This is a genomic window from Sphingobacterium sp. CZ-UAM (assembly GCF_002000245.1).
Taxonomy (GTDB): domain Bacteria; phylum Bacteroidota; class Bacteroidia; order Sphingobacteriales; family Sphingobacteriaceae; genus Sphingobacterium.
Genome location: NZ_MTCM01000008.1, coordinates 176,977 through 186,257 on the forward strand (window position 1 = coordinate 176,977; position 9,281 = coordinate 186,257).

Here is a 9,281-nt window from a genome sequence, read left to right on the forward strand (position 1 = left end):
ACAACGCAATGATAATGAAACTTACAACAAACAGCTATAAACTACTTGGTCTGTTGATCTTGCTATCGCTGGCAGCTTGTCAGAAAGATTATTTGGACCGTCCTTCGGAGGACCAGGTGGAAGCACCTTATTTTTTCAATACAGCGAAGGATCTGGAGGTTGCCACCAATGATTTTTATACCTTTCTGCCCAATGAATCCTGGTATACAAACGATGGGAGTTCGGACAATATGATCCCTCTTACGGTGGCCGACCGGATCAAGGGCAATCGAACTGTCCCCGTAGGAAGCGGCTCGGGCGGTTGGTCCTGGAGCCAGTTGCGCAAGATCAATTATTTTCTGGCCAACTACCATAAAGTGCCCGACGCCGCGGCACAAAAGAAATACAGTGGCATAGCCCGTTTTTTTAGAGCAAATTTTTACTACGATAAGGTGAAAACTTTCGGTGACGTGCCCTGGTATGGAAAGGTGCTGACTGCCAAAGATGAAGATCTCTTCAAAGCTAGGGACTCCCGGCAGCTGGTGATGGATTCTATTATGGCTGACCTGGACTATGCCATCGAAAATATACCGGCCGAAAAACAGCTTAACCTGATCACCAAATACACGGCACTGCTGCTGAAAGCAAGGGTGGCGCTCTTTGAAGGAACGTTTAGAAAATACCATCAGATCGCGGGACATGAAAAGTTCCTGAATGCGGCGGTCAGTGCATCGGCCGAACTGATGAATTCTGGCGCCTATACCTTGTACAGCCAGGGCGGAGCAGATCAAGCCTATCGGAATCTGTTTGCCCGCAATAATCAGGATCAGGTGGAGACTATCCTTGCCATTGATTTTGAATTGGGCATGCGTGTGCATGGCCTTGGCTATTCCTTTACCTCGGCAACTTCGGGAGCCTACGGGATCGCCAAAGATATGATCAATAGCTATCTGATGAAGGATGGGAGCCGCTTTACCGATAGAACAGGTTACAAGACCATGGAATTCTATCAGGAAATGCAAAATAGAGATCCAAGGCTTACACAGACAACTGCGGGGCCAGACTTCCGTGCCAATGGAGAAACAGCAAATGAGCCTGTCAACTTGACGATCACCACGACAGGCTATCGCCTGATCAAGGCCTTGCCTGACAAATTGCAATGGGGTGTATCGGCCTCCTATTTCGATGTCATCTTATTCCGGTATGCAGAGGCACTGCTGATCAATGCCGAAGCAAAAGCCGAACTGGGGACGATCAGCCAAAGCGACCTTGACCTGACCGTCAATAAGCTGCGTAGCCGCGCGGGGATGCCGATGCTGTCCATGGCTGAAGCGAATGCCAACCCCGATCCTTATCTGCTGACTATGTATCCGAACATCGACGGAGGCGCATTTAGGGGCGTTCTTTTGGAAATACGGCGCGAAAGACGGATCGAGTTGTTTAACGAAGGACAGCGCTGGGATGACTTAATGCGCTGGAAAGCTGGCTCCAAACTCAATCAGCCTATTGTCGGCGTTTATTTTCCCGGCGTTGGAGCCTATGATTTTACAGGGGATGGCAAGGCCGATGTGTATGTCCATACAGGCAACACATCGGGTGCACCGGGTACGGTGACCACATTGATCAATATCAATCAGCGGACGCTTTGGGATCCCGTTTCAAATACCCAGAATGCGAATAAAGGCTCCCTGGATCCCTTTTATCAACGGGGTAAGTTTGATGAAAAACGTGATTACTATGCACCGATCCCAATCGAAGATATCCAGTTAAACCCAAATTTGAAACAAAATCCTGAATGGGAAAAATTATACCGATAACATGAAACAACTTATTTTTATAGCGATCCTCTGTTGTCTATTGATCCCAGGATATACGTACTGTCAAAAACAGGGTGGGCCTGATTATGCAGTTGGCTATTCGCTCGATATCCGGAAGATAGCATTGGAAAAACTCAAGGCGGACAAAGCAGCCGGTATGGATTATATCGAGATTGCAGGGCTCGGAAGCTTTGTCAATGCGGACCTCAGCTTAAAGATCCCACAGGATGAATGGTTGCTTAAATGCGATTCATTGGCTACTGTGCTGAAAAAAACGGGGGTGCGGGTGTGGTCTGTCCATATGCCCTTTTCCGCCAAAATAGATATCTCTACGTTGGATGAACAGCAGCGGCAGCAGGTGATCCGTATGCATTTGCAGCTGCTGGAAGGACTTTACCGCCTTCATCCCCAAGTGATCCTGTTTCACCCTTCCTATTACCTCGAGCCCAACAAACGCGCCGCCCGCAAGGACCAGCTGGTACGTTCTGTCAAGGAGTTGTACTCGGCAGTGTCTAAGGCGGGGCGGCAGCTCGTCATCGAAAATATGCTGGGGCCTTCGCTGACGGTGGGTGAGCGGGAGCGGCCCCTGCTGCGGACCGTGGAAGAATGTCAGGAACTTTTTGCCCGCTTTCCTGATCAGGTCGGCATTGCAGTGGACATGAACCATATTGCACATCCCGAGCGCCTGCTCTTGGCTTTTGGGCCACGCGTCAAGACGCTGCATGTCGCGGATGGGGACGGAACCAAGGAAAGTCACTATTTACCCTGTAATGGCAAGGGACAGAATGACTGGAATAAGATCTTTGCCGTCCTGGAAAAAATTAAATATAAAGGTGTATTCATGTTTGAGTGCCATTATGAAACCACAACGCAGCTGGTCGAATGTTACCGTCAGCTGCAGCAGAATTATAGTAGTACAAAACAATAAGCAGGTTCAAAAACATTGATTATAATGAAAAAATCGTTATATATTTTTATGGTTCTATTTTTTGCCCTAGGCATACAGAGCTGTAAAAAAGATAAAGTCGAAAGTGAGCAGCGGCTCCTGATCGACCGGGATTATATGGAAGTCGGCAGTAGGGCCGATACCTATCAGTTGGATATCTTGGCGAATGCGGCGGTTACCGTAAGCAGCGACAAAGACTGGATCAAACTCGATAGTACGGTGTATCCCAAAGGGAAAAATAAGATCCGGTTTTCTGTTTCGAAAAATTCGGAAGACGAACGTTCGGCGACTTTGCTGCTCAGGCTGAACGATAATCTATCGCAGGAGATCTTGATTTTGCAGGAATCCGGAAAAGTTCCCGTTTTTTATGTGACTCCTGGGGGCAAAGGAGATGGTAGTTCCTGGAGTAGTGCTACTGACCTCGGTCAGGCACTCGAAAAAGCAACGACAGGCAGTACGCTATTCCTGGCCGAGGGGACCTATGTTCCAACGCGGACCATTCGTAATGGTGACGCCAATGAGGAATCGGACAAAACCATAGAGATCGCAAAGAATGTCAGCCTGATCGGTGGATATGCGGCCAATGCCAAACCTGGAGATCAGCCCAATCCAGCGCTGTATAAAACCATCTTTCACGGAAAGCTTTCCAGTGGAAAATCGGTGTTTCACACGGTCACGGTGACGGCAACTCCGGATCCTGAAAACCAGGTTAGGCTGGAAAACATCAGCATCAAAGGAGGCAATGCCACCGACCGCAGTGCCAGTACGACGATCGACAACATTAAATTCAGCCGTGGCCAAGGGGGCGGTATGTTGATTGGGATGGCTCGGGTCCTGCTCAAAAATGTGGATGTGGTCGACAATAAAGCGACCGCAGATAAGGGAACTGCAGGTTTTGCTGCCGGCATCTACGCGTTTTCAGGAGCCCAGCTCAGGTTGGAAAACTGTCGCATCAACAATAATAGCAACAGCGGAAATAATGGCGGCGGACTATGGATCGCCGATGGTTCACTGATTGCCTACGATAGCCAGTTTAATCACAATAGCGCCAAAGGCACCGCAGGAGGCGTACACGCCTATCCAAATGCGGATATTACACTCTATAATTGTGAGGTGATCGGGAATTCAAATACATCCTATGGAGCAGGGGTTTATCTGCGTGAAAAATCAAAAGGGATATTTGTTAATTGCCTGCTGGCTGAAAATTCGAGCACATCAGCCAATGGCGGCGGCGGACTGATGCTGTATGATAACAGTCAGGCAGACGTGATCAGTACCACCATTACCAAAAATGCTGTTGTTGGTCCTGGCGGTGGGGTCTATCGACGCAGTAATGTCAACAACCTGACTTTGATCAATTCGATTGTATCGGGCAATACCCAGGCGGGCAGTTCTACCGATGTTGATGCTTATTCAGATAACATTGCTGTTGTTCCACGGATACAGCACGCGGTTGCAGCGCAAGCGGTGTATGCTGCTGATGGAAGCATTGTTCCAAAAGTAAGCTTTGAACCTGCTGCCATGCTGAATCCGGATTACCTGCCCATCGGTGCCGAAAATCCGGCCATGAGCTATGGTTTAAGTTCAGCCGGACTGCTGGAGCTTGCCAAGAAATACACGCCGGCATTGGACGATAGTCGCATGCAACAAGATATCAATAATAACCCGCGCTCTTCTACTTGGATGGGTGCAAAAGTGAAATAAGATGAAACAATTAAGCTGTCTATTTATCCTTACCATGCTTTTATTGGGCAACAGCTGGGCTGCTGCGCACAAAAACATCCTACTGTTATTAGGTTCAGCCGATCCTGAAGTACTGGCTCAGCGGGTAGATGTTGCTGCGCAGCTTTACCGTATCCGGCCGATGGATGCTATCGTGGTGTCTGGAGGTTGTGGTGCGCACGGTTCCAAGATTTGCGAAGCTTCGTCCATGGCGATGCAATTGGCCAACAAGGGCGTGCCCGCGGCATTGATCTTCAAGGAGGAAAACTCCAAGACGACGGTGCAGAACTACATTTTTAGCAGGCGCCTCAAAAATAACGCTGGCGAGCGAATCATACAGCCCGGAGATACCGTGTATGTTGTTTCCAACCACTGGCATGCTATTGTTGTCGCTGCCCGCCTGCAAAAATACGATGGGGTGAAAGCGAAGTTTTTTATTGAAGGTGCTATACAGCCCAAAAAAGAAGACCGTCTTGATTATGCCGGAATATTTAACGCTTACGATGACAATCACCTTTTTACGTTAAAAGGCACCTGGCTGACTCCGGAAGCGGTATGGACAAAAAAAGACAGTACCTATTACCTGACGCAGGATATCGTCTACACAACGGATGCAGCTAACAGCAGCTATAGCGTCAGTCCTGTGGAAAAGCTGTTTCCTTTTCTGAAAGGCAGTTCAGAGTTTAATCCACCAATATATATCGATGAGTCCACCGCATGGTACATCTTATTCGACGGATATTGCCGTAAAGTTTCAAAAAAAGACTATAAGGTACTGGACGAACAGCCTATTCAGGAATGGCTGAAGCTGCCAGACACATTGAACTGGAGCCAAATCAATACCGGGTATATCCAGGGAAAATCCCTGGTACTGATCGGAAAGGACAAAGTACTATTGGCGGAGCGAAAAGGAAAGACCTTTCAGTATGTCCGGGATACCGTGCCGCAACACTATTTTGTCAACTGGCCCTATAGCTGGGGCGCGGGCAATGTCAGTGCGGCAAGATTGCTGCCGGGAGAAAATAAGCTCATCTTGTACCGCAATATGGAGTCCGCCGTATGCACTATTGACCAGAAAACAATTGAAAAAGCGATGCCATTAAAATTAAAGTGGATCGGTGAAATAAAGTAAAAACAGATGAAAAGAAATTTTATATACAGCTTATTGCTGCTTTTTCTTGTTATTTCATGCAAGAAAAATGAGGGCGGAACGCAGCTGCCCTATGATTACAGTATTCCCCAGGAGGAAGATCTGGCGGAGATTATCAATACGACTGCCTGGAATACAAAAACGGTTGCCGACGGTGTCGTGTGGAAGTATTACCAATTTCCGCGGATATTTGATTCCAAACAATATGTCAATGTATTTGAGATCGATCTGAAGAAAGGCATGCAGCTGGAAATTCCCTATGTCAAGACCGGATTTCTAAAAACAAGTGCTGCTGCCACGGCTAAGGGCGCTTTGGTTGCATTCAATGGCAGTTACTTTAATACCAGTACAGGCGGATCAACCGTATTTTTCAAATACGATGGCCAGGTGATCAATCAGACTGTGAATGGATTTAATAGCTACCGCGAAAACGGGGCATTTACCTTTACCGGGCAGGGCTATCAGATTGTGCCTAAGCCGGCAGGAGGCTGGGGGACGCTGAGCGCTACCGCTGCACTGGCTGGCGGCCCGTTGTTGATGCAGAATGGTCAGGTGCTGGAGCAGTTGAACGTAGATTTCAATACCAGCAGACATCCCCGAACAGCAGTAGGGCTTACCAAGGACAATAAGCTGATCGTAGCTGTTATCGATGGGCGTTCGTCGCAGTCACAGGGACTGACGATCCCCCAGCTGGGCGAGTTAATGGCCGCATTGGGTTGCACTTCCGCATTAAACTATGATGGCGGCGGTTCCTCCACAGCCTGGGTGAAGGGCGAAGGTGTGGTCAACTATCCTTCAGATAATGGAAAGTTTGACCATGAAGGTGAACGCGCTGTGGCCACGGTATTTACAGTGAAATAAAAAATCGATACTTTTATAGATAGACGGCCATCTCATGGATAAGATGAGATGGCCGCTATGAAGTGATAATGATTTCTATTGCTATTAATTGAAACATCATGAAAAAAAAGACAGGTATCCTATTCTTCCTCGCCCTGGTTTGCGGCTCGGTATCTTCATACGCCCAACAGGTTATTCCGTCTGCTAAATTTGCGCTGCAGGGAAGAGCTTTTGAAAATGCGCCAAAATTTCATCGGATAGATACAGCGAAGTACAGCGAACTTCCAGCTGCGGTAAAGAAATTATATACCCATGCTGCAGGAATGTTTATCACGTTTAAGAGCAATACCAGCAAATTATCTTTACGCTGGAAGACGGTCGATGCCGCGCTGGGCAATAATTCCACGCCGATTATGTCGCGGGGTTTTGATGTATATGTAAAAGAAGCCAGCGGCTGGCGATTTGCAGGGGTAGCCCGTCCCGATCTTAACCTGGCGGAAAGTAAGGCTACGCTGGTCGAAGATATGGCTGCGACAGAGAAAGAATTTCTTATTTATTTTCCGCTATATAAAGAGCTATTGGATTTTGACCTGATTATTGACGACAAAGCCAGCTTTGTTGGTACCAGACAGTCGTTTGCTAAAAAGGTCGTGATCTATGGTTCCAGCATTGTCCATGGAGCGTCCGCGAGCCGTCCGGGATTAGCCTATCCAGCGCAATTGGGGCGCCGGCTGAATGCCAACGTGATCAATATGGGCGTGAGCGGCAATGCCCGCATGGAGCCTGCTGTGGCCGATATGCTGAGTGCTATTGACTCCATGGATCTGCTCATTATGGATTGTGTGCCCAATAGTAGCCCTGATGAAGTACAAGAACGCACGTTTAATTTTGTGGAACGGATCCGTCGGTCCCATCCCCAGTTACCCATCTTGTTGATAGAGAGCATTACGCGTCAGGTCGGTAATTATAATTTAAAATGGCATGCGCGATTGACCGAGCAGAACAGGAATTTTAAGCTAGAGTATGAGCGATTGCTGCAGGCAGGTTATAAAAATTTGTATTATATACCCACGGATCATTTAATAGGTGATGATTCCGAAGGAACAGTGGATGGCACCCACCCAACAGATGTAGGATTTGAAAGGATGCTTAAAATAATCGGGCCTAAAGTAGAGGCTATCCTAGAAAAATAGTGCGTAAATCTCCAGCTCTCGACCACTACTTCGGAAGTAATCGCTGACTTTCAGAAACACAATGTCATAGGGGCCTGTCAGTTCGCAGACTCAGCTATGTATTTATAAACCCATTAAAAACCACATCTAGCGCTGTGGTTCTTTTAACGTCAAAAGGGCCTGATTCTCTAGAGTGCCCCCAAAAGTTTAGACAAATTTAGTTATTAGATTTGTTATTATAATGAGCTCGATATTCCATCGGGCTCATTCCGTTTAAATTGAGTTTTATCCTTTTGTTGTTATAATAATCGATATAGTCTCTGATATCTTTTTTAAGTTGATCACTTGATTCATATTTTTTTTGGTAATAGAGCTCTGATTTTAGAATCCCGAAAAAGTTCTCGATTATAGCATTGTCCAGGCAATTTCCTTTTCGGGACATGCTCTGTATAATCCCTTTTTGTTTTAGTTTTTTTTGGTATTGTACCATTTGGTACTGCCATCCCTGGTCGGAATGTAGAATGAGTCCACAGGAGTCCGTATCAAGTTTTCCTATGGCCTTATCAAGCATGTCCATTATCCCTGGAAAGTTTGGTCGATCACTTAAGTTATAACTAATGATCTCCTGATTGAACAGATCGATGATCGGTGAAAGATATAATTTTTTATCCTTTACCCTGAATTCGGTAACATCGGTAGACCATTTTTGAAAGGGTTTGGCAGCTTTGAAATTTCTCTCAAGGACGTTTTGTGCTATCTTTCCGGGCTCACCTCTATAGGAACGGTATTTTTTCACCCTGACCGAACTTTTCAGACCGAGATCCCCCATCAGTCTATAGACAGTCTTGTGGTTTATTTTATACCCATCCTTACGAATACTCAGTGTGATCCGACGATACCCATATCTGCCCTTATGAACACTATAGGTACTCTTGATCGCCTCTTTGAGCTGGGTATATTTGTCCTGTCGGCCACCATCCCTGAGATAATAATAAAAGGTACTCCTTGCCATTTTCATGCAGCTCAGAAGAATCTCTAAGCTAAACCTTGGCCTTAGTTCCATCATGGCTTGTGCTTGCTGTCTTTTTGAACTAAGGCATGTAACTTTTTTAGCAGAGCATTTTCCGCTCGTAAGTACTCCAGCTCCTGCTCAAGTTGTTCTTCCTTAGTCAGGGGAACTTTAGAAGCGGGCTTCTTTCTTTTGTTGGGTGATTTGTCGTTCTTTTCCATCGGTGACCGGCCTTTAACCTGGGGCTTTAACCCCTCAAAACCATGTGCTTCAACCTGCTTCCGCCAATTAACGATAATAGAAGGACTCGGAAGATTGAAGCGCAGCATGGCCTCCATCAAAGATAGAGATTCTTCTTGGATTGTTTGGAGAACCGAGATTTTAAAGGACTGCGGATAGACTGCATTACCTCCGCGGGGCTTGAGGCCTTCAATGCCAAACGACTCGAATTGCTTGTACCAACGCCGGACCATATCATAGGATAGAGAATGTTCTTTAGCGATGCTTCTTGCTGAACAATAACCATCAGCGATCCGATCGACAAGACTAAGTTTGAATTCCAAACTATGTTTTTTGTTTTTTCTCATAAAAATGCCCCCAGAAAGTGTCTAACTTTTTGGGGGCATTGCATCTCATCAGACCCTTT

Annotated in this window: 8 protein-coding genes; 6 read left to right on the forward strand and 2 right to left on the reverse strand. The window is 46.7% G+C overall.

Annotated elements, in window-relative coordinates:
* The first annotated feature begins 14 nt into the window (after positions 1 to 14).
* The 6 genes from BWD42_RS22490 (at position 15) to BWD42_RS22515 (ending at position 7,647) form a co-directional block, all read left to right on the forward strand.
* The gene (locus BWD42_RS22490) at positions 15 to 1,796 is read left to right on the forward strand and encodes a RagB/SusD family nutrient uptake outer membrane protein (protein WP_077438656.1); all 1,782 of its coding nucleotides are present in this window, start codon (positions 15 to 17) and stop codon (positions 1,794 to 1,796) included.
* Between the two features lies 1 nt (position 1,797).
* The gene (locus tag BWD42_RS22495) at positions 1,798 to 2,724 is read left to right on the forward strand and encodes a sugar phosphate isomerase/epimerase family protein (protein ID WP_077438657.1); all 927 of its coding nucleotides are present in this window, start codon (positions 1,798 to 1,800) and stop codon (positions 2,722 to 2,724) included.
* Between the two features lie 24 nt (positions 2,725 to 2,748).
* Positions 2,749 to 4,446 carry a right-handed parallel beta-helix repeat-containing protein gene (locus BWD42_RS22500; protein ID WP_077438658.1) on the forward strand — a complete coding sequence of 566 codons (1,698 nt, stop codon included), beginning with the start codon at positions 2,749 to 2,751 and terminating at the stop codon, positions 4,444 to 4,446.
* 1 nt (position 4,447) lies between these two features.
* Positions 4,448 to 5,596, forward strand: a complete 1,149-nt coding sequence (locus tag BWD42_RS22505; RefSeq protein ID WP_077438659.1) for a YdcF family protein — start codon at positions 4,448 to 4,450, stop codon at positions 5,594 to 5,596.
* 6 nt (positions 5,597 to 5,602) lie between these two features.
* The gene (locus BWD42_RS22510) at positions 5,603 to 6,475 is read left to right on the forward strand and encodes a phosphodiester glycosidase family protein (RefSeq protein ID WP_077438660.1); all 873 of its coding nucleotides are present in this window, start codon (positions 5,603 to 5,605) and stop codon (positions 6,473 to 6,475) included.
* 98 nt (positions 6,476 to 6,573) lie between these two features.
* Positions 6,574 to 7,647 carry an SGNH/GDSL hydrolase family protein gene (locus BWD42_RS22515; RefSeq protein WP_077438661.1) on the forward strand — a complete coding sequence of 358 codons (1,074 nt, stop codon included), beginning with the start codon at positions 6,574 to 6,576 and terminating at the stop codon, positions 7,645 to 7,647.
* Between the two features lie 196 nt (positions 7,648 to 7,843).
* Here the strand turns inward: BWD42_RS22515 and BWD42_RS22520 are convergent, their stop codons facing one another.
* Together BWD42_RS22520 and BWD42_RS22525 are read right to left on the reverse strand one after the other, a co-directional pair.
* Positions 7,844 to 8,692 (reverse strand): IS3 family transposase, encoded by an 849-nt coding sequence (locus BWD42_RS22520; RefSeq protein WP_077438483.1) that lies wholly within the window; start codon positions 8,690 to 8,692, stop codon positions 7,844 to 7,846.
* A complete protein-coding gene (locus BWD42_RS22525) occupies positions 8,689 to 9,222 on the reverse strand; it encodes a helix-turn-helix domain-containing protein (protein WP_077438484.1) in 534 nt (177 codons plus the stop codon). Before BWD42_RS22525 ends, BWD42_RS22520 begins: the two co-directional genes overlap by 4 nt.
* Positions 9,223 to 9,281: the final 59 nt, after the last annotated feature.

Bases quoted from the DNA above. Each gene is read 5' to 3' on its own strand.
- BWD42_RS22495 (WP_077438657.1), top strand. From the start codon at position 1,798: ATGAAACAACTTATTTTTATAGCGATCCTCTGTTGTCTATTGATCCCA.
- BWD42_RS22525 (WP_077438484.1), bottom strand. From the start codon at position 9,222: ATGAGAAAAAACAAAAAACATAGTTTGGAATTCAAACTTAGTCTTGTC.
- BWD42_RS22520 (WP_077438483.1), bottom strand. From the start codon at position 8,692: ATGATGGAACTAAGGCCAAGGTTTAGCTTAGAGATTCTTCTGAGCTGC.
- BWD42_RS22490 (WP_077438656.1), top strand. From the start codon at position 15: ATGAAACTTACAACAAACAGCTATAAACTACTTGGTCTGTTGATCTTG.
- BWD42_RS22510 (WP_077438660.1), top strand. From the start codon at position 5,603: ATGAAAAGAAATTTTATATACAGCTTATTGCTGCTTTTTCTTGTTATT.
- BWD42_RS22505 (WP_077438659.1), top strand. From the start codon at position 4,448: ATGAAACAATTAAGCTGTCTATTTATCCTTACCATGCTTTTATTGGGC.
- BWD42_RS22500 (WP_077438658.1), top strand. From the start codon at position 2,749: ATGAAAAAATCGTTATATATTTTTATGGTTCTATTTTTTGCCCTAGGC.
- BWD42_RS22515 (WP_077438661.1), top strand. From the start codon at position 6,574: ATGAAAAAAAAGACAGGTATCCTATTCTTCCTCGCCCTGGTTTGCGGC.